Annotated in this window: 18 protein-coding genes and 5 pseudogenes; 4 read left to right on the top strand and 19 right to left on the bottom strand. The window is 41.1% G+C overall.

The features are described from left to right. Positions 1-38: 38 nt before the first annotated feature. The 7 genes and pseudogenes from QFZ80_RS07205 to QFZ80_RS07175 form a co-directional block, all read right to left on the bottom strand. A complete protein-coding gene (locus QFZ80_RS07205; protein WP_307558072.1) occupies positions 39-863 on the bottom strand; it encodes a MerR family transcriptional regulator in 825 nt (274 codons plus the stop codon). Positions 864-944: 81 nt separating this feature from the next. Beyond that, positions 945-1,367: pseudogene (locus tag QFZ80_RS07200) on the bottom strand (IS110 family transposase); the annotation flags it as partial. Between the two features lie 219 nt (positions 1,368-1,586). Next, positions 1,587-2,120, bottom strand: a complete 534-nt coding sequence (locus QFZ80_RS07195) for a hypothetical protein (RefSeq protein ID WP_307558070.1) — start codon at positions 2,118-2,120, stop codon at positions 1,587-1,589. 460 nt (positions 2,121-2,580) lie between these two features. Beyond that, a complete protein-coding gene (locus QFZ80_RS07190) occupies positions 2,581-3,534 on the bottom strand; it encodes an SDR family NAD(P)-dependent oxidoreductase (protein ID WP_307558068.1) in 954 nt (317 codons plus the stop codon). Positions 3,535-3,626: 92 nt separating this feature from the next. Next, positions 3,627-4,235: a TetR/AcrR family transcriptional regulator gene (locus QFZ80_RS07185; RefSeq protein ID WP_307558066.1), complete on the bottom strand. Its 609-nt coding sequence runs from the start codon at positions 4,233-4,235 to the stop codon at positions 3,627-3,629. A 186-nt stretch (positions 4,236-4,421) separates the two neighbouring features. After that, a complete protein-coding gene (locus QFZ80_RS07180) occupies positions 4,422-5,057 on the bottom strand; it encodes a 2OG-Fe(II) oxygenase (RefSeq protein WP_307558063.1) in 636 nt (211 codons plus the stop codon). A gap of 392 nt (positions 5,058-5,449) precedes the next feature. Then, positions 5,450-6,253, bottom strand: a complete 804-nt coding sequence (locus QFZ80_RS07175; protein WP_307558061.1) for a class I SAM-dependent methyltransferase — start codon at positions 6,251-6,253, stop codon at positions 5,450-5,452. A gap of 429 nt (positions 6,254-6,682) precedes the next feature. Here QFZ80_RS07175 and QFZ80_RS07170 point away from each other — a divergent pair, with 429 nt between their 5' ends. Continuing rightward, positions 6,683-7,267 (top strand): TetR/AcrR family transcriptional regulator, encoded by a 585-nt coding sequence (locus QFZ80_RS07170; RefSeq protein WP_307558059.1) that lies wholly within the window; start codon positions 6,683-6,685, stop codon positions 7,265-7,267. A 7-nt stretch (positions 7,268-7,274) separates the two neighbouring features. Next, positions 7,275-8,021: a type I methionyl aminopeptidase gene (gene map / locus QFZ80_RS07165; protein WP_307547885.1), complete on the top strand. Its 747-nt coding sequence runs from the start codon at positions 7,275-7,277 to the stop codon at positions 8,019-8,021. A 516-nt stretch (positions 8,022-8,537) separates the two neighbouring features. Here the strand turns inward: map (QFZ80_RS07165) and QFZ80_RS07160 are convergent. Beyond that, complete coding sequence (locus QFZ80_RS07160; protein WP_307547887.1) at positions 8,538-8,819, bottom strand: hypothetical protein; 282 nt, start codon at positions 8,817-8,819, stop codon at positions 8,538-8,540. A 306-nt stretch (positions 8,820-9,125) separates the two neighbouring features. On the opposite strand from QFZ80_RS07160, the gene QFZ80_RS07155 reads away from it, so the two are divergent. Beyond that, positions 9,126-10,379: an ATP-binding protein gene (locus tag QFZ80_RS07155; protein ID WP_307558057.1), complete on the top strand. Its 1,254-nt coding sequence runs from the start codon at positions 9,126-9,128 to the stop codon at positions 10,377-10,379. Positions 10,380-10,539: 160 nt separating this feature from the next. Here the strand turns inward: QFZ80_RS07155 and QFZ80_RS07150 are convergent, their stop codons facing one another. From QFZ80_RS07150 to QFZ80_RS07115, 8 genes and pseudogenes are all read right to left on the bottom strand, one after another. After that, positions 10,540-10,764, bottom strand: coding sequence for a hypothetical protein (locus QFZ80_RS07150; protein WP_307547889.1), 225 nt, complete (start codon positions 10,762-10,764; stop codon positions 10,540-10,542). 46 nt (positions 10,765-10,810) lie between these two features. Further along, positions 10,811-11,071 carry a hypothetical protein gene (locus QFZ80_RS07145; RefSeq protein WP_307547891.1) on the bottom strand — a complete coding sequence of 87 codons (261 nt, stop codon included), beginning with the start codon at positions 11,069-11,071 and terminating at the stop codon, positions 10,811-10,813. A 1,155-nt stretch (positions 11,072-12,226) separates the two neighbouring features. Next, a complete protein-coding gene (locus tag QFZ80_RS07140; protein ID WP_307547892.1) occupies positions 12,227-13,936 on the bottom strand; it encodes a M48 family metalloprotease in 1,710 nt (569 codons plus the stop codon). A gap of 387 nt (positions 13,937-14,323) precedes the next feature. Next, complete coding sequence (locus QFZ80_RS07135; protein WP_307558055.1) at positions 14,324-15,655, bottom strand: epoxide hydrolase family protein; 1,332 nt, start codon at positions 15,653-15,655, stop codon at positions 14,324-14,326. Between the two features lie 290 nt (positions 15,656-15,945). Further along, positions 15,946-16,692 carry a type I methionyl aminopeptidase gene (gene map, locus QFZ80_RS07130; protein ID WP_307547896.1) on the bottom strand — a complete coding sequence of 249 codons (747 nt, stop codon included), beginning with the start codon at positions 16,690-16,692 and terminating at the stop codon, positions 15,946-15,948. 384 nt (positions 16,693-17,076) lie between these two features. Then, the gene (locus tag QFZ80_RS07125; protein ID WP_307558053.1) at positions 17,077-19,128 is read right to left on the bottom strand and encodes a serine hydrolase domain-containing protein; all 2,052 of its coding nucleotides are present in this window, start codon (positions 19,126-19,128) and stop codon (positions 17,077-17,079) included. A 137-nt stretch (positions 19,129-19,265) separates the two neighbouring features. Continuing rightward, positions 19,266-20,457 (bottom strand): annotated as a pseudogene (locus QFZ80_RS07120) (ATP-binding protein). Position 20,458: 1 nt separating this feature from the next. Further along, a pseudogene (locus tag QFZ80_RS07115) lies at positions 20,459-21,030 on the bottom strand (LytR/AlgR family response regulator transcription factor). Positions 21,031-21,218: 188 nt separating this feature from the next. Here QFZ80_RS07115 and QFZ80_RS39310 point away from each other — a divergent pair. Next, positions 21,219-21,332, top strand: a pseudogene (locus QFZ80_RS39310) (DUF3231 family protein); the annotation flags it as partial. A gap of 165 nt (positions 21,333-21,497) precedes the next feature. On the opposite strand, the gene QFZ80_RS07110 reads toward QFZ80_RS39310, so the two are convergent. The 3 genes and pseudogenes from QFZ80_RS07110 to QFZ80_RS07100 form a co-directional block, all read right to left on the bottom strand. Beyond that, complete coding sequence (locus QFZ80_RS07110; protein ID WP_307558051.1) at positions 21,498-21,725, bottom strand: transcriptional regulator; 228 nt, start codon at positions 21,723-21,725, stop codon at positions 21,498-21,500. 94 nt (positions 21,726-21,819) lie between these two features. Further along, positions 21,820-22,021 (bottom strand): annotated as a pseudogene (locus QFZ80_RS07105) (hypothetical protein). A 1,763-nt stretch (positions 22,022-23,784) separates the two neighbouring features. Beyond that, the gene (locus QFZ80_RS07100; protein ID WP_307558049.1) at positions 23,785-24,504 is read right to left on the bottom strand and encodes an alpha-L-rhamnosidase C-terminal domain-containing protein; all 720 of its coding nucleotides are present in this window, start codon (positions 24,502-24,504) and stop codon (positions 23,785-23,787) included. Between the last annotated feature and the right edge of the window lie 208 nt (positions 24,505-24,712).

The following is a 24,712-nucleotide window of genomic DNA, read 5'->3' as shown; positions in this document are numbered from 1 at the left end:
CCAAAGGCTGAATAGAGCATCGATATTAAGATTTGCTATTAGACAGGTTCTATCGGAATGAGCAATTCTGATAGGCGCATCCTACCGTAAATATCTTGATCAGGGGTTATATAAACTTCCCGGATAGGGGCCCTCTCAACCTGGGTGTATCCGTTGACGGAGATCCATGACGACAACTCCGTAGTAGCCCGACAAGTAATGCCGTAAGGATCGCAACGATGTATAAGAGAAGCCGCAGCATGGATCCTAGGCAGAGAGTTAACCTTCACTCTGTTGCTGCTCGGAATGTTTTTCATTATGGGCAATGCCACTTCAAGATCAACTTGATCCGTTTCTGCGTAATGGTCATGCTTAATAATAATCAGCGAACTCACTTGATAATCGCCGTGAGTACGCACGTATTGAGTGACCTCATCAAGTAGCAGACAAAGTTGCGTGTAGGGAACAATATCGCGAATGGAAGCTACTTGCAGCGGATCTATACCGCGGATCGAGATCGAATGCTCATCTTCATTGCGATTAGCGGACTCTTCAACGCGATGAATCCTTTTATTAATTTCGTTCAGTTGATTCTTCGACTCTTCAATGATGCGGTGGAGTTCTATCTGCTTATCCGTCAACCTACTTTTCACGACTTCCGGCGATATATGGTCTTCCAAAAATGGGATGATCTGCTCCAGAGTAAAGCCTTGCTCCTTAAATACTACTATTCGCTTAACGGTCAATAGCTGTGCTTCAGAATAATAGCGATAGCCATTGTTCTCGTCCACGACATCTGGTCTCAGCAGTCCCATAGCATCGTAATATCGTAATGTTTTGATCGAAACGCGACTCAGTTTTGAAAACTCCCCGATTTTTAACATCTGAGCTATCGCTCCTTTCCAAATCCCAACTCCTGACTTTACCAAAATGATACCTTATGCTCCAAAATACGTAAAGGTCATAAGATTCGGTACGGCATATCTCCCATCTTTGACGAGCTGTGCGATGACTTTAGCGTCTTTTATGTCATTCTTTGTTGGCGAGTTGTCATCAAGTTCTTTGCTTTTCTTCACGTGCAGCGGATTCACCACACCGCATGAAATTTGCTGTTCGTTTAGGTAATGTGCAAGGTTTAGCCAGTAGTGGCCTGTTGGCTCCATGCCAACTATTACGTCCTGGAACCCCTGCTCATTCATGATCTCCGTGAACCAGCTCACGAATAATTCAAAGCCTTCCCGGTTATTCTCAAATGAAATTGGCTTCCCGTATTCGACTCCGCGAAAGTCTTGTGCACGAGCCACTTGTTTAAACTTTGCAATATCTACACCCACGATGAGTGATGCAGAAGTGATTTGATTAATTCGTTCATTTTGAGTAGAATGCATCTTGTAGTCTCCTTGGTAATGTTTTTGGATCCGTTCGCTGCCCAGCATCTAGGATCCATGAACATCATACCAAGGAGTCTTTTTGTTTTTCAAACCTCGTATTTCTACATAATAGGAATGCTGCCCGATAGCTCAGCGAGCCACCAATCCTTAATCGGCAGCCTCGTCGTGGTGGTCATTGAGCTCTCGTTCCCGTTAGTTTAATACGATTGTGATTAGTCAATCATGTTTTTTCCACTCTTCGTTCAATCTTGAAAAAGCAACCCAAATCCCTTCCCAATCATTTATATCATGTGGATAGATACCATCTACTTTTGAAACAATTTTGCTCAATTTGGTAATATGTGTTTTATCTTCAGTTGTTAATGGACTAGACTTATCAAGTATGTTTGCTACCTTAGTCCACCATTCAGAATATTGAAAACTGATATCATTCATATTCTGTCTAGACTTAAAAGAAACAAGGGATTGGAAGTCCCCCAATGTTGAGTTTGTATTGATTATACTCTCATTTGTGTAAGATAACCAAACACGGAGGAAATCTCTTGTTCTTATATTATCCCATTCATTTTTATTATTAATTGATTCAATCGACTGCTGAACTGTGTGTAAAAAATTGGTTGTACGTTGTGCCGTATGGGCTATATGAAGTTTTTCTGCCTTATGCTTCATACTCAGTTGATAACTCTGCCAAACTGCAAAACCAACAACGATGACTAGAATCAACAAGATTAATCGGTTATGTTTTATCACATTAGTTCATCCTTTCAAACTCCTTTATTAAAAGTCTTGCCCTCTATATCCAATCTTAACAATCCTGCCCGATAGTTGAACAAAGCCAGCCTATCGTAATGACCGGCTGGCTTCATGTTTTTATTCACGCGGCATATCCGTTGGCATACCTTTTCTATTCGAATGGCTCTAGCCTTCGTTCTGCCGAATCTACCTGTACTTCACACCACATGACCTGTTAGTCATGACGCGCGCAGGAGTATTGGCGGAATGGTTTCGGGATACATGGTTCCGTCATTCCCATCCTCGGTTGTAAAGTTAAGATTACCATTGTAATCTCCTACTTTTCCGTTAGTTGAAGCACTACACTTTGCTACAGTTCAAAATCATCATCGGAGAACATGCAGGAAGCAGTTGCCGCGGCGATCTGCCCCCCTGGTTGTTTGAGCTAACTTTTATTCAATGTCTTCCTTTACCCAGACTAGACCTGTAATTTTAAGTTAAGCTTTTCAGAACTCCACTTCCAAAGCTCAAGTGCATGCTCCTTATTGTACGATTCCTCGGACGATGCTATTTCTTTAGGTCCGTCCCAATACGTTCCACTCTGTACAAAGCCCCTAAGAACAAGGTTTGCAAGATCATTTCCGGATTGTTTGGTTGTCCGAACACTGGAGCGAACGAAACGCAAAAGCGGCATGATATTATTCCACATAAATCGTAACAAAGGATTATAATCCCTCGTGAGGGCTGAGCCTTTGCCAGGCATCATACCGGGATTAAATGCTGCCACCGAGATGGAACGCTTGGATTGCTGAATTTGACGGGACAGCTCATAAGCAAAGTACAGATTGCAGAGCTTGGAAGTGGTGTAGCGAACCTGACCTTTTGCTAAATCAGATAGATTACTTAGCAGCCGATCGGATTCAACAGGATCAGCCAATATGGTGGGACTTACGTAACGAGGAGCTGGCATTCCGGTTTTCTTGCTGAAATCATGAGTATCGCTGCTTACGACGACGATACGTCCGTTTTCTTGAAGGTGATTTAGCAATAACCGCACAAGCATGAAGTGACCCAGATGATTCACGCCAAAAGTGGCTTCAATACCATCGGCAGTCATTTGTGTACCTTGCGCAAATTGAGTACCGGCATTGCAGACAATGACATGAAGTGGAGGAAGCCCCGCCTTTGAGAACTGATCGGCAAATTGGTTGACCGATGAAATGGAGGACAGGTCCAATACCATCGCAGAGACATTGGGATTTTGAGTGGTCTGAATCAAATCCTGGGCTGCTTGATCTCCATTGTTTTGACTGCGCGATGCTATAACGACATGCCAATCCGTGGAAGCGCCAGCAATGACTTTGGCCGCTTCAAATCCCAACCCCGTATTTCCTCCCGTAATGATCACTGTTTTCGTGGCCTTTTTCTTCATTTGATTCACTCCTTTTTGGCTATATACGATACGATACAATATCGTATCGTATATGTCAAATAAAAAAACCTTGCTTCATTGCTACAAGGTCCTTAATTGGGTTCTCTCATGCCGTTTACGACCAGCTCTATTCCTTGTTTAATGGAATCATCCAAACCCGTGGATGGGGGCTTAAACAACAATTGATACATAACAAAGCCAATCAACAAATCTGAAACCAGGTCAACATTGACCTTATCGCTTAGCCTCTCTTTAGAACGGTGTTGAGCAATAATACTTGAAATTTCTTTTGTCTTGGGAAGAGAATGATTTTCCCAGAACGATTCGGATATTTGGGAACTGCCGGATATGGTTGAAATCAGCAGCGAGAGCATTTGCTTTCCAAGCGGTGTATTCATCTGCTGAGCGAAATTACGCGCAAGTTCGTATAAGACCTCGTTAAGATCCCCTTCTGCAGACGCTTTGAATTCAGGTTTTATTTGTTCGAGTGCTTCAACAATCAGAGCTTCCTTATTGTTCCACCTTCGGTAGATTGAGCTTTTCCCGACACCTGCACGTTGAGCGATCATTTCAATGCTTAGTTTCTCGACGCCATGCTCAGCGAGCAAGGACAATGTCGCATCCAAAATGCTGCGATGAACCTCGTTACTTCGTGGCCGACCGCGGGATTCGCCGGAAACTGAATTTTGTGTAATATCCATCTTTGATCCCTCCCAGTCCTTTATTGATAAAACATGTAAATAATTATATCACAAAGTTAGGCCCCCTCAACTTGCCACATTATACTGCCCGTTACAATGAAAAAGGAGCTGCATCGCTGCAAACTCCTCCACTCCCGTTCTCCGTTGGTTGATTCAATATCTAAGACGACGGGTGAATTTCGTCCTTTAAATGTCGCGATGCCTTTGTCTTCTCATCCACTGTGTCGCTACCCATTTTTCCCCGACTGCGACGGGATTTCCTGCATGTAATGTTAGTTCATTTAAGCGATTATCGTTATAAAAATATTCAAAATAGACGGCACTGCCTTTTTTCGGCGTTACTGCAAAACTAAGCGAAGGGAAATACGTTTCGCCGCCATTTTCCACGTCATTTAAATACATCACCAGTGTGCTGATGCGATTGTTTACAACATTTCCGGATGTGAAATAATCGAAATGAGGCTGATACTGTTCCCTAGCTTTATAATGTAAAATTTGCAGCGGTTCAGCATGTGAAATCGGTATATTCATCAGTTCAGAAACTCTGGTCTCAACTTTTTGAATCAATTCATTTTCGCTTTCCTCAAAAAACATGTTGCTGCTTGTTCTAATATCGCTTACTACGCTAGATTTGCCGATTTTAGCTCGCAGCATTCTGTTATTAGCTAAGTCAATCAACGCGTCACATTCTGTGTAGCTTAATACATTGTCCAATATTAAAATAAGCGGTTCATCCATTTTGCCGACAATATGAATCTCTTTATCCTTAGTAATAATTCTGTTTCCAAATGAATTGAAAATCGTCTGCTCTATAATGGCCATCGTTGCATCCCCTCCATTATTGATTACTGAGGAAGTAATCTACATTATGTCAGTCGATTTAAACAGTTTTTCGTGGAATCAGACGTTCCTTCCATATTTTATAAAAATTATTCTATTGCAATTTTATTTAGAACATACGAGGTTGTTCTACTATTCATCTTCGTGCTATATGTACTCTCAGCAACTGAGTGTTGACTCCAAACATAAAAGCACCGCCGGGGGCATACAGCCCACATGGCTATGTATTCAGCATGGTCCAGTAGAAGATGCTCCAAGGTCACCCCCATCTGCAAAGCAAAACTGCCCGTTAATGGAATAGGCCACCGAGCGATTACCGGCAGCCTAGAGAGTACATTATTATGGAACTATCGTTCTGCGTTAGCTGAATTAATTTACGAAGCTTTTGCTGTTAATAAGTGATAATAATTAATTATTTTCAGTCCTTTTGAAGTAGCATATTTATTAAAAATTCCCTCTACATCTTGTAAGCATTCCTGCCAAACAACTTCTCTTAGTTTTTGGCTCTGTCCAAAGCATTTTTTAATAAGAACATCTTCTGGTGTAGAAAGGTATTCAATTTCTTCAAGTAGCTCTACTTTAATATCCGTTAAACCACTTTCATGAAGATTAAGTTCACACAATATGTCATTTGCTTCTGGCTTTGGTATTTGGGAATATAGACCTGGGAATAGCTCTCGTAAAGCACCGTGACTGCCAGCATGGTAGAACCCTAAAATTACCCCACCTGCTTTAACAATTCGATTGCCCTCGTGATACCAATCTCTTGGTCCTTTTTTTGTATATGCTACATCGAAATAATCATTTGGAAAGGGCAAATTACCATTTCCATCAAGAATCAAAAAGTTGATGTTTTCTACAAATTTAGCTTTGTTCCCCGTTTCAATAAAGCCCTCTTCTACATCAATCCCGACAACCTCTCTTGCATTTAATGCAAATTGTAACGCAAATTCACCGTGACCACATCCAACATCCAATAATCGACCTTCACATAAGTATGAAGTTATTTTATCTGCCAATATCATTTCAGCTCTCGGTTCATCAAACGTTGACTTCCAAGGGTATTTATATTCCCCCACTTCTTCGAACAATTGTTTATACCACTCTGGGCTATGGGGTGCTACCCATTCGGGGTGTTTCATTGGGTCAAAAAGTATTTTTTGCATGCCGTCTGACATCTTAATCCCTCCTATTTGAGGTTATTCTTAAATATCTCTTTCCTTAATTACTTTCTGGAACTTTGTGGGAAATCCTTCTGTTGTTTCAAGAATAATTAATTCAGTCATTTCTGCCCAATACTTCAAAGGTACGTAGCTTTCCGCCACGCTCTACTGCCCGTTACTTTAACGAGGCTGCCTATTCATGCCGGCAGCCTCGTCCTGATTTCTTATTGAACAAACGTTTCCCGTTAATGCTGCTACCGTCGCACACCCTACCTCCTCCGAAACTACCTGCCTGGAGTTCTGTCTTTGTTCAGTTCACTAAAGAACTTTATTTCAATTAAATAACTTTATTTCTCTAACAGATAATTTGCATATCCCTGCCCCATGCGTTACTATGTTTATATCGACAAATTTGCAGGTCTATACAAGGAGGTGTACGCGTCCATGTGCCCCCGTACCAAAGAACAAAATGAGCTCATCCGCATGCAGCGCAGTGAACAGATCCTTGACGCCGCCGCGCGCACCTACTTCCATACGGGCGGCAGCTTTGATATTCGCGACGTCGCCCGCGAGGCCGAGATCGGTTACGGCACGGTATACCATTATTACCCCAACCGACATATGTTAATAGAAGATGTGCTAGGCAGCGGCTTCGAGCGATGCGAGCAAGCCCTGGCAGAATGGGCAAACATCTACGGCGGCGGCCAGGATGATAGGCAGATGTTGACGTATTGCAAGGCGCTGCTCCGGCTGTGGCAGTCGGACGCCCGCGCATATCTCGTCTACAAAATGGCGGCGGAACATTATGCAGGCTTGCCTGAGAGGGATCGGAACTCCACCAAGAGACGATTCATGGAACGGTTGTACGTTCCGCTCCAATCGATCGCCCAGCGCGAAGACGACAGCGTCGACCATATGCTTGCCGTGCTGGTCGGCTGCTGCGGGCTGCACTACTATGCGGGCACTTCCGAGCTGGACGTCGATCGAATCGCCAAACTCGCGATGCAAGCTATTACGAAGGAGTCCTGATACGAACATGGTCATCTTAAAAAGCAAGCATGAAATCGAGGCTATCCGTAAGGCATGCCAAGTGGTGGCCGAATGCCATCGCACGATCGCCCCGCTCATCAAACCGGGAATCATGACGAACGAGATTGAGCGCATTTTCGAGGACATTATCTTGAAGCACGGCGCCAAACCCTACACGAAGGGCTACAAGGGCTATCAATATGCGACCTGTGCCTCCGTCAACGACGTGATCGCACATGGCTTTCCTAGAGATAAACCACTTGAGGAGGGCGATATCGTGACTATCGACACGGTCGCGGAGCTCGACGGCTGGCTCGGCGATTCAGCCTGGAGCTATGCGGTCGGGAAGATCTCACCGACAGCCGAGAAGCTGATGCGCGTCACGAAGGAATGCCTTGACCTCGGTATCGCGCAGGCGCAGCCCGGCAATCGGCTCGGCGACGTAACGAGCGCCATCCAGCGGCATGCCGAATCGAACGGATTCGGCGTCGTGCGTGACCTACTCGCGCATGGCATCGGCCGGGACCTGCACGAGGCCCCGAACTATATGCATGTCGGCAAGCCCGGCAAAGGCCTCCGCATCAAGGAAGGCATGGTGTTCACGATCGAGCCAATGATCACCGAAGGCACCTACTTCATGACAATCGATCCGGACGGCTGGACCGCGCGGACGCTGGACCGCAAGCTCGCCGCCCAATACGAGCATACGATCGCCATCACGGCTGAAGGTCCACAAATCCTGACCGCGCAATAGAATAATTAGAAGTCGACCACGAGATGGTCGACTTCTTTTTTTCGTATTCGGCATAGCATCTTCCTTCATCCGATACATGCGTTTATCCGCTCGCTTATAGAGCTCAAAGGCATTTTTCGGAAAATGGCTGGATCCGATACTACGGTGATCGATAACTCGTTCCCGTCTTCAAGCCGAAGCAGGTTCGCGGACAGAGTAGCCTCAATGATCGTGATGAGGCTACTCTGTCCGCGATCACATGCCAGTACGATGATTTCATCTCCGGCGAACCGCGCGACAATATCGGAAACGCCGGCTGACTGACTATAACCGGGCTAGATGACGCAATGCAGGATCTCCCGCATGGATGGCCATGGGAGTCGTTAATCGAGCAATTCAGTCCTTTATTTCGAATGCGGTCCCATTGCCTTATTCTCTGAGGGAGCTGAATAGGCTGCCGGATTTATTGGCGGCAGCCATTCTGCGTTATTTGTTCAATTATCGATCTGTTGGTTTAATGTTTAGAGTCCGCTTGTTTTATAAACGTACCATACTGCTTTCACCTGAAAATAGCTCTAATTCTTTTGTAATTGTTTCTTTCATCTTAGTTGCACAGTTCTCACTACAAAGTGCAAAGATCCCATCCTGTCCATTTCTTTTTGCTTCTGAATCATCGGCCACAACTATTAAAGGAACACTTGTATTTCTAGTTTTTAAATATAATGAAATTATTCTTCCATCTTTCTCGTCAAAATCAACTCCCGAAGCAAACTTGACATTTAGACCGTAGCAGGGCCTCTCTTCTTTAATTTTCTTCATACACCATGAGCATCTTAGCATCACTAATGCCTCCTAATTCTTTAAAGACTTTTCATGCTTTTATTACTATAGTTCTGCGTTAGCGGAAAAAAGGCAACCCCTAGGGGAAACGCGCTGCGCATATGTGAAGGATCGCGGCAGATTGCCCTCTCGTCATCAGGTCTGAGGGGCAATGATTGAAACGTTGATCTCAACATTCTGATGTGAGCGAAAGTAGAAGGGAATTAGAAGAAATTGTCGAATTACATACAACAGCTACGAAAAAGAAAATGCTAGCACTTATTTAAAAAGGTGATGGAACGTAATATGAACGAAATCAAAGATTTTTTGCTGCAATTAGCGCTTATAACAATACTAATATTCACTTATCACATTTTTTTTGAGGAGAAGTCGAAGAGAAATAAAATCGAAAAGATCATCGCGTCCGCACTATGTGGGCTATCCATCCTCTTATGTATGTCCTTTCGGACTAATGTTAACTCCTATATCAGTCTGGATATTAGAATCGTCCCTTTACTGCTAGGGACGTTATACATTGGTACGAGAACAGGGTTATTTCTATCTGCGCTTATCATCCTATACCGACTTTTTCTTGGAATCGATCTGGGATTCTATAATACTATTCTGACAATCTTAACTGCCATGCCGGCTTTCTTATTCTTTCAAAAGATCTTCGTTAAAGGAAAGAAAAATAAGAGAATACAAATTGCGCTCATACTTTCCATATACTATTGTCTTGCTGGACTAACATGGTCTTCAATATTAAGAGGAGCTTCACTTAAGGTCTTTCAGGTACAGATAATTCATCTAATTTTTATTGTTGTGGTTGTATGGTTCTTCACTTCGTTAATCGAAAATATAAAGGAAATAATCCTAAAGAATCAGCAGCTGCAATCAGAGGCGGAACGGGTCCGGGTCATAAGTGATTTAACAAGCGTCTTCGCCCACGAAATCAGAAATCCAATGCAGATTACTCGAGGGTTCCTTCAGCTTCTAAATCAACCGGAACTATCTGATAAAATGAAGGAGTACATTAAATACTCTATTGATGAAATAGATCGTGCAAATGCCATTATTAATGATCTGTTGGCGTTTGGAAAACCAATAACAACCGAGAATCCACCGATTGAAGTGGCGTCCGAGCTACGTCGCTTAGAAAATATTATTCAAACCTACGCCTTGTCTCGCAATGTCGAGATAAAAGCGGTCTATCATGATGACTGTTGGATTCATGCTAATCCTCAGAAGCTGAATCAATCACTCATTAATATCCTGAAGAATGCTATTGAGTCAATGCCGAACGGCGGGACAATTTGGTTGACCTGCGCTCCAAAAATCGATGGGTTTATTGAGATAAGCGTTAAGGATCAAGGGATCGGGATGACAAAGGATCAGATTGATAAGTTAGGGTCACCATTCTACTCACTAAAAGAAAGTGGGACAGGTCTTGGTATGATGGTGAGCTTACAGATAATTCGCAATTTACAGGGAAAAGTGCAAATCAACAGTGAGAAAGACGTAGGGACAGAGTTTTCCATCTACTTACCGCAGATAAGTTAATAAGATGTAATAACAATCGCTCGCTAGTAATCAGCGGAGATGGAAATGACACGTAGCAGCGGAATCGGCTGCCGTTGTCGCGGCTGCCGGTTGCCTTTCAACTATTGTTCTTCGTTAGTTGAACTAACAATCTAATTCTAATCGATACTGTAAAAAGCCCTTAATCCGAGCCAGGCCTCGTACCAAAATGTTCAATGTTTTGTGGCACCGTCACTTCAATTGCTTCGCCATTTTTAACGACATAGACCTTCTTGTTCTCAATCTGGAGCTTATCTCCAAACCCAAAGACAATCTCAAAACAATACTTTTCAAAACTTTCTTCTCGTGTAACCGACCATTCTGACTTTTCGATTGAAGATCTTTTTTTGATATCTACGTCCTCCATGTGAGCCTCAGTTTTAGACCATAACATAACAGCTCGATAGGTGATATTATGGCATATTAGCTTCTCCCACGATTTCTTTTGTAAGGGGGTCAATTAGGATGTTTCCTTCTACTCCGTTAAGTAGGTATCCAACATTCCAATAAGGAGTTAATTTGAACCAAACTATTTCAGTACCAGTTACAACGTAATTACTTTCTTCACCATGAAACGCAACAGAAATAGCTTCTTTTTTTGCAGAAGAATAACCCAAAAAAGCTATTATAACAATGAGAATGAATATAATAGATAATTTTATTTTCTTTCTCATAAAGACCCCTTTTTTAAATGAACTTGGCATTATGAACATTTAATAATGTAATTTCAGTCAATCAATGACTATTACCATTTTTATGTAAATGTCTAAGCGAAGGTAGTACCACTAGTTAGCTTTATATATTTAGCTCTCGTTATCCATTGAGTTCAATAAACAATCCAACCTTTTCTTATGCTCTTGTTTTTTATGAAATACAATTTCGGATAATATAAGCGATATTGCCGATTGGGTAAGATTTTAAAAATGACAATGTGTACAAATTTGCAACGTTCAAAATAATCATAACTGTCAAATTGACGGTAATGTACACTTTTGATTTACTCATGATAGCGAAGATAGTTGATACGATAGCAGTGAGACAAGCTATTGTACCGTTCCAATACAAACTCTCTTTTTTAATCAATTGAATGGGAATTCGACTCTCGCCAAAGCCTCCCGAAAAATTTAGTTTAAAACCAGTCATGGCAAAAATCCATGTCAATATAATTGAAACTAATAGAATGACAACTGATATTGCAAATAAAATCCTATGATTTGACACCAATTCCACCTCAATTTCCCTTCTTGAAACCGATAAATAACCTCTTTTTTCTCTTGAATATAAGACGTATTTTCAACTAACTTAGTTGCGTTATTCTGCCCATTAACGTAATGAAGGCCACCGATCATACCGGCAGCCTCATTTCCTAGGTGTTCATTCAACTATAGTTCTTCGTTAGCTGAACGACGTTTTATCTGAAATGTTTTATCAACTTATCAATCGCTAAACCAACTAAATACCAAAAGCCAATAGCCAATAACACTGTTATTAATCTAAAGTTGTAATTTACGATATCATCGTATCCAAGAAAGAGCTTAATGAAAAATTCAATATTACTTACAAGATTGGCTCTTACTTGATTTACTCCCTCGCCAAGCCCATGATTAAAACTTTGGTCTATTAATACTGCCACAATAGTCAAAATTATTTGGATACCTGGCAAAAAAATTTTAATTTTAAAATCTTACTCATAACCCTCCACCAATCTCTAGGATTTCTTACCCTTTAGACGTTTTGTCCCCTATTATAGTTCCACTATCCTGCCCGTTCGTAATAAAAATGTAGAATCAACAACTGTACAACTCGATCTCGATCTTCAACTGGATTTTTCATTTAACTCCTTGGGAAAATACATAATTTTTTGGTATACTCCCCAGATCGATGCTCTTCTCCGTATCAAGATCAAATACCGCAATCTCGGTACCAACCTGTGACTCACTAGCCATTTTCCGGTACAGAACGTATCTGCCGTCTTTCGAAAGTGCATCAAGCATACCATTAATGGGAAAATGTCGGATCTTGCCATTTGAGATGTTAATGTCGAGCAATGAGTGCTCCCCACCCTCCGCAATAATCCTATCGCCAACGCTGTCAAGCAATATAACGTTTCTGCCGTACTTCGCCCCTTCAACGATTGTCCGGTCACCTGTTCCGTCCAGATGGATCAGTTTCACATTAAAAGCTCCTTCGTTCCCACGCTTAACAACCGTATCTTTATTCGTTACGTATGCGATCAACTGCCCGTTACTCACAGGCATCGCTCTGTCCGCCATATATAAATAAACTTTGTTTTCGCCGTCGCTTGGATTTATCTCTTTGGCTTTTCCCCACAGTTGAACAATCGTTTCTTGTGTAAAAAGTGATCGCTCCGTCACCCTATCATCCGCGATCAACGTAATGTTATTGATGCCGCTGTCGCGTTTAATTCGCTCTCCAGTCGCTACTGTGTCCGTATGATTGGGCAGAGGGAAGCCCATCCCTTGAATTGTAAATACGACGTCCCTTTCATTTGCAAAATAATAGGAAAACGCGCTCGGCAACTCTTTTGCTTCAGGATGGTTCCAATAATATTTATTACCATTTCTGTAAATTCTATCGACGTAACCAATTGCCGCGCCGGTATCCATCACGAAGCTATAATAGACCGAATTTGCAACTTCTTGATTTATATCGACAGTCGGTTCTTGAGCAGCACGATGCAGTAAATCCATCAGGAAAGTTTGGCTGCCGTTCTTCAACTCCAAAATCGGCGTTTCTTCTCCGCCCATCGGATAAAAGGCTGCCTTTATAATCTTGTTTTGGACAGCCTCCTCGAATGTCAATCCCAATTTATTCTTTTTGTCCTCCTCAACGTACAGCTTGTAACCGCCTATAGCATGAAAGTCCTGAACGGCAACGATCTCGCCATTCGGGTAATCTTTTATGGCGTATACAACCGTTCCAATAGGTAAAAAAGCCGCATCGCCGTCTTTCGTGGCATAATGAACATCGTTCACATTGTCTGCCACTTGAAAAGCAATTTTGCTGATTTCATCACCTAACATGCTTGGGTCTGTAAGTGCGGCTTGCCATGAATAGGTATAAGAAATACCGTTCAGCTTAAGAAAGTCCACCCAATCGATAATCGTTTTATTTTCCTGCTCTGTGGGTGGGCTTGTAATCTGGCTTGTAGCCGAACCTGTTGCCGGAATGTTTTCACAACCTGCCGTCAGCAGGAATATTGCAAGAATAGTAAATAATGCCGTTGTCCTTCCCTTATTGATGAACATCAATGGAAGACCAACAACTAAAATGTTTTTGCTTGGCGTGAAAAAACCAAATTTATAAAAGGTGGTTACGTACGCATTGTAGCTACCATCGACAACGATGTGATGAATTTTCGGTGTCTTGATTTTCTTCCTGAGTTCCTCAACCATACTTAGCAAAGGTCCCGCTTCCGCTTCCGTGACGTACAAGCCACTTGGCATCTCATTCTTAACAATCAACGATTTAATGACTAAATAACCGACTACGATATTAATTAACACCAGTTTTATCAAACCATAGGAGAATCCGTTTCGAACGATTTCCTAGACTAAAAAGCCAAACAAAGCCAGGAAAAGTGCCACAAACCATACCACGTAACCGTATCCAACGAGCAGCAAAAATTCTGTCTTTAATTTATAAAACTTAGGATTTTTAACCAATTGTTTTTCCAATTTCTCTCGAAGCAACACATGTTTCATGTCTTCGTTCATTTCTTCTAACTGCCCGTTACTTCAACGGACAGCGGCAGCCGATCGTATAGTCGGCTGCCGTCATGTCTTGATTGAACTATCGTTTCCGTTAGTTCAACGTTTCTTTGCCAATTCTATAACCGATTGAATGAATGGTGCTTTCAGAAGACACCAATTATAACGGCATGAGCGTATTCCACCTAACTCCGATTAGCGTAGCGACTTGAATGCGGCGCGGAGTTCTGCAGTGAAAAGTTCTGGCTGCTCCCACGCCGCGAAGTGTCCGCCCTTGTCGAGCTTGTTGTAATACATGAGTTTGGGATACGCCCGCTCTGCCCAACTCTTCGGTGCTTGATAGAGCTCGTCAGGAAAGACGCTCACGGCAACCGGGATGGAGACGCCCTTGACGGTGAAAAAGGGGTACTTGTTCTCCCAGTAGAGACGAGCCGAAGAAATCGCCGTGTTAGTCAGCCAGTAGAGCGTGATGTTGTCGAGGACATCGTCTCGCGTAAGGCCTCCGGGGTGTCCGGCAAAGGCCTTCGAGATCAGCTCCAGACTACGCGCGTCATGGTCAATCATAAAGGCTGCCAAACCGACGGGAGAATCCGCCAGTCCGGTCAGCGTCTGCGGGCGCGTCCCCATCAATTGGGCGTAGCCGCTGTGCTTGTAAAAGAAGTCCAGCTGCTTGTACGCGCGCTTTTCGTCATCTGAGAGACCGGAGGGCGGCGGGCTTTCGCACTTGAGCGCCTTATCAATGTAGGCCGGAACCGTGCCAGGCATGTTGGAGTGAATGCCAACCAGTCCCGGAGGCGCTTGTACAGCCATCAAATCCGTGACAAGCGCACCCCAGTCGCCTCCCTGCGCCACATACTTTGTGTATCCAAGGCGCTTCATCAGCTCTGCCCAGGCACGTGCTATGTGGTCGGGATCCCAGCCGATCGTGGTTGGCTTGCCCGAAAATCCGTAGCCAGGCATCGATGGAATCACCAGATCGAAAGCGTCCGATGCCTTCCCGCCATATGCCGTGGGATTGGTAAGCGGCTCGATAATCTTCAGCAACTCGATGATCGAGCCGGGCCATCCGTGCGTGACGATGAGCGGCATAGCACCTTTATGCTTCGAACGAACGTGAATGAAGTGAATGTCCAGACCATCGATCTCGGTGATGAACTGCGGCAGGGCGTTCAGCTTCGCCTCGATCTTGCGCCAGTCGTAATCTGTCGCCCAATAGCGCGCGAGTTCCTGAATCGTCACAAGCTGCACGCCTTGCGATTGATCCGAGACCGTTTCCTTATCAGGCCATTTTGTCGTGTTTATTCGCCTGCGCAATTCAGTAAGTTCCGCTTCCGGAACATTCACATGAAACGGACGAATGGCGTTCTTGTCTGTAGGTAGCTTGTTTATCTCCTTTTGATTAATTTTGGAATTTTGGGGATTTGCTTGCGGATTCCCGCCTTTAGCATTGGCATTAGTACCGCAGACCGTCAATCCTAGGGACAGAACTAAAATCATTGCCAAACGAAACCAGTATCTGCTGCTCATAAGTAGTAACGCTCCATTCGGAAAGTTTTTTATGGATACCCTTCCGTTAGATTCCATCCGAAGTGCAATTCTTATTCCATTTTTCGGAGTAAATGCTGAAACACCCAGCAGTCTAATACTTTATTTACACAGTTTATCAAGAGATAATTTCAAAAAAATCAATAAAATAAGCCATTTGAGCATATTGGTCATGTATAATATGTCAAATAGCTTATTTTAAGGAGCTCCATCGATGTAAGCTCCTGCTATCGTTCTTTGTTAGCGTACTCCCCTACTTTTCTTCAGATATCCTAAGCTACCGTCACGATGATGGGTTGATTCTTTGTAATAATTATAGTGTGCTCTTGTTGTGCTGCAAAACCGCTGCTCGGTAGACATAAAGTCCACCCATCCGACTGCTCAACGACATAATCCGCGCCCGTTGACAAAAAAGGCTCAATAGTAATGACCAGACCCTCTCTCAGTACACGTTTATCGTGCTTGTTATAAACAGGAAGAATCTCTGTTGGAGCCTCATGTAAGGATTTTCCAATACCGTGACTACACAAATTCTTTATAACCTTATAACCTCCTCTTTCAGCTTCGGTTTGAATAATCCTGCCGATTTCGTTCAGTTTTACTCCATGTTTGAGTGAAGAAATAACCTTCATCATAGTATTGTGAGTATAGTTGCAGAGACGCGTTAAAGAAGAATTGTATGGAGGCATTTGAAAAGAGTGCCCCGCATCCGCAAAATAGCCTCCACGTTCAGCGGAAACATCGATGTTTATAAGATCGCCCGGCAGAATTTTTCGATTTCCCGGTATTCCATGAGCAATTTCACAGTTAATGCTGATACACGTGTTGCCAGGAAAGTTTTTGGTTGTTTTTGGAGCAGATACTGCCCCACGGCTATTTAAAAATATTTCTCCGATATCATCCAATTCCTTAGTCGTCATTCCGACACGTGCATGACGTTTCATTTCACTAATTGTCAACGCAACGATTTTACCGATTTCCGTAAGACCATCAATATCTTTCTGGGAACCAATTGTCATAGAATTACCTCCTATTTTTTCACATTTATTTTATCACACTGGAAGCTTATTCCACTATCCTGCCCGTTAACGTAACGGAAATTCAATTTTAATACGGAATGTACCTCCGTCGTGAATGAGATACTGTTCTTGTCACCTGGTCGCGGTGCGGGTTCAATTTATCAAGTCGGTGATCGGACAATGTTAACCGGGTGTGCCACTTATCGTCCCCCATTATTCTATCAATAATATGTTCTGCTTCCCAAACAGCTGCTTCTTCTAATCCTTCGCACTCTTATTTGGTAATTACACCATATATTGGAATCAAGAGGAGCGAAGATTCTCCATTATGCCTTGCAACCATAAGGCTTAACTAGTTTTTTGTAGATGCGAAAGTTGAGTAGTCTATTTATTCTTTAAATTAATTTTAAATACATCCCCCTCATTACCACCAAAAACGATCATCCCACTTTCAGGAAGTAATACTGAATGATTGTTGCTTGCCTTTGAAAAGTTCACGACCATTCCCTTGGCGTCATAAACGGCAAATCCCCCACTTACCGGAGCCTCAACGTTCATGACTCGATTGGCTGATTTTCCATCAATTTTATACCATACCGCCTGACCATTGGATGGTATGATGCAAAATGAGTCGTTCCCTTCATAAATGGGTTGAATAGCATCTTCACTGATATAGGATTGTCCATCGATCTTTAAATACTCTATATGGTTCTCGTTATAGAAATTCAAATCAAAAGCATCTCTTCCGTTCATAATAGGAATATCAAATGTATTTACTGCTTTATTCTCGTCAACAATTTTAGTGCCAGATGCGTATCCATGATCAACATCAACGGATAAATTCTTGTCCAAAAGCGGAGATAGATAAAAGATTGAAGTTATCTTTTCATCCAAAGCGTAGTAATGTTTCCCGTTTCTATGTTCCCATACCGTTTTAGTTGTCTGATTTAAAGGATTGGGATCTAACTTTTGATATTCATACGTTACCATAACCGCTTGACCTAATCCCGGAATATTCATATAAGAGTTAAGCTTTAAATAGGTTTTTCCATTCTTCGGTTGGTCAAAGCTTATGGTTACATTCCCATCGTTGTTTTTGAATTGTCCATTGCCCGAATATACATATTTTTGTGGCGGTATCAATCCACCGACTAGAGCGGGTAAATCAATCTCTCCGTTCTTAATCTCAAGATTTACGGTTTTACCCACGGAACCGTATAATCCAGTGTAAGAAAACAAATCCGATGGCATTTCCACTTTCAAGGAAGGTTCAAATGTTTTTTGGGGCAGGAGGTCTTTAATCATGCCTTTGGCTCTTACATATTCTAATAAAACATTAGATGCAAAAATACTATTGAAGAGGGAACTCCCTCCCGATGAAAGCACCGCTATAGAAATATCATACTCTGGTATGGTAGTCAAAGCAGCGTGATACATAGTCGTATCTCCACCTTTGGATAATGCCGTTATTCCGTAATCACTAAACGCTGCTAAACGAACGGCATCCCAACCAAGACCATAATTAAAGGTGTTGGTCTCTTCAGAAACCCACACTCCATTTCTATACTCATGACTTTGCATGGACTTTGCTGATTTCTCAGATAAAATATCCGTTCGATTCCCGATTAATACTTCAGCGAACTTACTTAATTCTTCTGCAGTTGAGTAGATGCCTCCTGCCCCAATGACATTGGCATTCTCAACGGGTAAAGCCTGGTCAATCGTAGGAAAATAAGTTTTTGCGAGCCTGTCTCGATCAAATGGATCGAGTGGTGTTTTCGTAGAGCTTAATTGAAGAGGTTTGCTAATGTAGGTTTCAAGGAATTCGCTATAGCTTAAACCGCTCACTCGTTCAACCAAGATTTCAAGCAGCTGAAAACCATCGTTACCATATACCGAAGATTCGCCTGGGTTTGACTTTAACCTTTCTGATTGTAATCTTAGCAATAATTCATCATGATTTTTCGTATCATTGTCATCAAACAACATACTATTCCCATAGTGAGTACCGTAAAGTCCTGAAGAATGATTCATTAACATGCGTGGCGTAATCTCTTTATATCGTTCATCTACCATTTTAAAGTCCTTGATATACGTAACTAGGGGGTTATCAATATCAATTTTATTAGAATCAGCTAGCACCATCGTTGCAGCAGATACAAACATTTTACTTACCGAGCCTATTCCAAACATAGTATCTTTGGTTATTGGATTCTTAGTAATTTTATCGTATACACCAGCGCTATCGGATAAAACAATAGATCCATGATCCATAATCGCATACTGCATTCCACTTACACCATAATTGGACACGATCTTCGAAGCCAGCGCCTGAGCCTTTTCCTTTACAGTATCATGATTCGTTTGAGCAAAAGCAGGGGTGACTGGTATGGCAAAAAGCATAGCAGTCATGAATACAGAGATCATCTTCTTCATGATGCATTCCTCCTCATAATTCTTTCTGGATTTTACTTGCTGAATTCATCATACAAGGCATGAGGCTGTTAGATGAAAAAGCACCCTGAAACGAAAAAAACAATCCCTAAACAACATGTTGTCTAAGGATTGTTCGTTTAAAATGGCAGTAGGACCATATTATGAAATACTTTTTGTTTCGTTTCAATGGTCATATGACCACCGTAATTGTAGCAGATTCTTGCAATATTGGTTAGTCCAATACCATGAAATTCCGGGTTTAGTTTCTGGCTGTGTACGTAGGCAACTTCATTCTCCATATGATTCTGGATGTGAATGAGAAGAGCTGACTCGGTAGAATGAATTTTGATAAGAATGTACCGATCCTCTGCAATTTTGACATGTTTAGAAGCTTCTATGGCGTTATCTAGCATATTTCCAATGACAACACATAAGTCATAACGGTCAATATGGATTTCTTGTGAATATAAGTTAAGCTTTGTATCTATTCTTATGCCATTCGCTTGTCCAATATTTAGCGTATTGGTGACAAGGGCATCTATAACCAGATTCCCCGTATTCACCCGTTGATAGGCTCCTTCGACTTTATTTAAGGTAGTTTGAATATGCTCCGTGAACGACCTCTTCGTAATTCGCATCCTGGTAGTCCATTTGATGCTGCATCTGAGCATTCTCATGCATGAATTGAAATTTATCAATGATATTATCAAAAATATAGATAATCATAACGTTTAAGAAAAGAAATCCAATGACTGAAATGAAATAATAGACGTTCTTTTCAATATAATAAGTGAGAATATTAAGTTGGTATATACTTATGATAGGAACAAACAAAAATAATAGATAGTACCGATAATGTAAAGAGAAACTTCTGCGCTTTGCAATTAGTCGTATGATCTGAATGACAGCAAACATGATAATGCAACTGAGTAAAGTGGCCTTCGTATAGGCTATTTGTTTTTGTTCATTGATAGGATAATCGAAGTTGCTAAAGTCAACAAAATCTAGTGTATAAAAAATATAAATGGATATAAAATTCATGATAGTCATTAAAACACCGTAAAATATAGAGAAAATGATCTTTGTTTTCATTTCTACTTGATAAGATTGCGCTAAACTAAATATCACAAGCATTGCTAAAATCGAAGATACAGTAGGAGAAATATAAACAACTAAATATAGGTAATCAAGCAGCCCAAAGATCATGAAGTAAATGAATCGATTATGCTTTTTAGTTGATTTTTCAAAAAACGAGTTGAAGAAAAAATTAATTTGAACGCCCATCACAAGTACAATGCTAAAGACAATAAGCAAATTATTTTGAATCATATCAATCGACCTTCATAATCATAAATTTGGTGTAAGTATCTTTAACCTCTTTAATTTTAGAACGGCCTATCGGTAATTCCATACCGTTGGACATTCGAACAACTCCGCTGGCAAACTTCCTCACATGAAGCAGGTTAATAATAATAGAACGATGGATTTGCAAGAAGTTACAGTCTTTTAAAGCCAAAGCATAATCTGAGATGATGCCTTTGCTATTTTCTCCTCCAAGATCGAGGGGGCAATGGGTTTTATCAAATACTGGAATGTCATGACGTCAAAACTTTCCACCATATATTCAGGGTAGCTTGTCAGAAAAATAATTTGCTCATCCAGGTTCTTTAACCCTCTTATTTTTCGGGCTGTTTGAATCCCATTCATCCCACCCATTTCAATATCCAAAATTAAAACATGGAATGGAGTTTCATGGCGCTCATAATAGGATACTAACTGCTCTCCCGAGCCGAATAATTCGATTTCAAAATCTATATTTGTCTTTATCGACAAAGTAATCAGGATGCTTTTAACAAGCTCTCTTTGTTTGTCCTCATCATCGCAAATAGCCACTCTATACAAAAATGATACACCCCTCATTTCCATTACCTTTATTCTGAAACTCTATATAAGCATGATACAACCTTTTCTCTTTGTATAGATACCTTTTGGATGAAATGCAAATTAAATTTGTTCATAATTCCCTTTAAGGAGCAGTGGCATTTTTGGTTATCTTAAGTGGCAATCAAAAAGACGAATCATTACATTAGCTTGAAGTAAGTGAATGCGATACAATTTTGATTAATAACGGTGTTGTACCTTTCCCTGCTTTTTCAGAAAGACCTGAAACTAAACTAGAAGATATTCCTATTGGAGCTAGGTTTTAATATCGCCAACGGATAATATTAGATGATCATAGGTAAATGTACGATGATTAAGGTTAACTTCTTTATATATCGCACTAACGAATAAATAGAAAGCGCATGCTACCTCAGTGTTTTTCCACTATAACACATGCGCTTTCTTTTCTTTTTATGGAATAAGATTGATTACCATAAATCGTTATAATTAACACTTGGGTTTATTTTAATAATAACTTCATATATTAATTGCTTTGTTGTAGCCTTCGGACGAGTAATATTCTTATTATTAATATTTGAGAGTCTGGATACAGTCTTTCTATCTAACTTCGTAGAATAAACAAGCCAATCCTGAGTTAAATGGTTTTCATCAAGCCATTTTCCTAATTTTGATCTGTTCTTATAAAGACCATTCATTTTTTATAAACTCCACTTCACAATAAGATTTAATTAGTGCCGAAGTGTTAAATTATTTATAAATGCCCAAATGTTACATTACGAATTGTAAAGTTTACATAGATAAAGCACGTTGAGCATTCTGTACATCATTTGCTAATAATTGATCTAAATTGTAGGAGGGGTAGTAACTACGTTGCAGCATGAAATTAAATACATTTGCGTGCAATTGAATGGCTGCAACCATTTGTTTGGAACGCTACGAGTTCATGCATATCTAGCGTTTCATGCCAAGCCAGATGCGTATATTTGCTCATTTTTTTTAAAATCCTCCCATAAATTCAAAGGTGAATACAACTGTAATAGTATATTCGCCTACTCAACATTCGTTACAGATTATTCTTTTATCTGCATTGTTCTTAAGTGTTGATTCTTATCGAGGTGATAAATTCAGGCACTTTCGTAATACATTACTTAATACATTTAATTTTACTACAATACTGTTTCAATCCATCCCAATTGCCCCATATGCATCCTCGGCACTTCTTAGGTTGCCTAGGTTTTATTTCAATGCTCATATATACCCCCTAGTGTGATTCCAACTTACAACAAATGTTAAGTTAACCGATAATTTCATAAATATACCCTGATGAAAATAGATCCCAAGGAACGATTTCAACTGAACTCCGTTAACGAAATTTCCTTAACCTTATCAACAGACCCATTATTCAGGCAAACGTAATGCTTGTGCTGGTGTTAGGATTTTCCGGGCCACTAATGGCACATATTAATCAATAATTTAGAAAGGAGGTCATTACCCAAATGGATAATGTTCGAAGTATTGATAGAAACTAAGGAAAATTACTTCAGGAGATACTGGAGGTGATAACGTATGCTTAAACCAAAAAATAAGAAACAAAACATCCAATCTAATTCAGAAATTTATGAAAAGTTATTGACTCAAAAAATTCCAAAAGACAAACAGCAAGAAATGAACAATAATTAATCAATCAAGTTGAGGAAGCGACTTTTCTTCTCTCCTACTCCCAAAACGCAAATTCGTAGGTATTCTATGGATCATCTTTTGAAAGTGCTCTGATATGCAATACTTTATCTTAGGTAACTATAGATTCAGACGAAAAGAAAAGACTGGATTGTTAAAACTAACTTTCCAGTCTTTTGATTTATGATAATTATGATTATTGTGGATAAACTGCAAGTCATCCATAAGATGAACAATTATTGTCTACTGAAAAATTTGATATTATTTAGGTGAAGTTGTTCATTTTGGTTTTTTAATATATCGCAAAATCACTTTAATATCCTAACCTTTCAATGATTGAAGCCATTCTGAATAACAATAGCTACATAAAACCTCTATTTTCTCTTCGAGTCCATTTTTCTGATAAAGCGTGATGCTATGGGCTACGTCAGCCTTTACCTCACAATGATAGCATTTAGACAAAAAAAACACCTCATATCTAATAGTTTGTTTATCCCCCACCATCAACTAAAAAACATGGAGAACAAATACAATAACTAATAATAAGAAGACGATGGATATTAAGTCTGATATCGATAAATACTCTTCATGAAGATCGGCATGCAATGACTCCTTTCTTTTTAGATACTAATATCTTCTTTGCTATTGTTCATCAACAAGGATGTTTTTAGTCTCAGAATTATAGCCATCAAACTACTAATATTTATCTATAATGAGAAAAAAATACCTTCGAAAGGACTGGGAATCATGAGAAATATATAATAAAACATAAAAAGACCTCACTTATTAAAGTGAGGTCAGCTTGCTTGGCAACGTTCAGTGATATTCCAGAATTAATTAGAAAACGGAGCCCGAAAACCCGCGTCGCTCCGTTTTTGTTGTTTCAAAATTCATTGGAATTTATTGGTTTTCAGATCAAAAAAGGCTGTTTGTTACAGAATTCGTTAGAAAAAAATTTAGCCTTTTTACAGCATATGCATAAAATACTAGCAAATATGACTATCCTTTCTCCCGTTTAGCCGCACACCTTCTCCTGCCACATTAGGTAATTGGTAGGCTAATGTCGCCTTTCGTAGATCAAATCACATACTTTATCCCTTCCGGCGCCTCGACTTTGAGATCGATGCTTCCATCCTCTACCTTTTCCCAGCTAACTTTGACGATCCCTTTCGGGGTTATCACTTCGCCTTTCGCCCATGATAAATAGCCCGGAGTTGGACTTACCTTGACGCTCGAGTAGCCCGGTTCTGCCGGCTGCACACCCAAAACGATTGCCGGAAGTTCATACAGAATTAAAGAGCCCCAGGCATGACAGTCGCTTCGTTCGGTTACGTCATCCTCTACACAGGTCGTCAACTTTTTCACCAGCATCTGTCTCCAAAGCGTCCACAGCTCGTCCGTTTTGTGATATAGACCTACCTTCTCCACCGCACGGAAAAGGTAGTAGGCCATCGCAACTGAACATTGGGCCAAGGTTTCATCCGTCATGGCCAGTTCCATTAATTCCGTCGCTTTCGTTCCGCTCACGACATAGGTCAATACCGCAAATACCTGGGCATGCTGGCTGTATTCGTCTAGTCCGGGACCATCCTGAATAAGACCGTCTCTGCCGATGCAGCATGCGAGTACAGCACGTTTAATCCCTTCCGATTTCTGCAAGAAACTTGCTGCCAAATTGGATCGATCAACGTAACTCGCCAATTCTGCCGCAGCCTGAAGCCCCATCCGATACAAAAGAGAGTCGAAGGTTACAGGCCCTGGCTGAACAATATCATTCCGACCCTGAGGGCTACACACGAGCAAAAACTGCCTTTATTCAACGAGTTGATGACCTGGCTCGAACAGAACGTGGACTCCCTCTTCAAAATGTATGGGACTAGTTATGTTAGATAGACTTATCCTCTATTATTCAATTCCACTAAACTGACCGTTCTATATGATACGGTTCTCCGAATCGTTCTAACAGCGATATAAAGGCTCCCCTAGGTTTTATTGACTTGCATCC

It is taken from the genome of Paenibacillus sp. V4I7 (genome assembly GCF_030817275.1).
Lineage (GTDB): Bacteria > Bacillota > Bacilli > Paenibacillales > NBRC-103111 > Paenibacillus_E.
The sequence above is the reverse complement of the archived record's forward strand: the minus strand, read 5'-3'. Positions and strand labels throughout refer to the sequence as shown.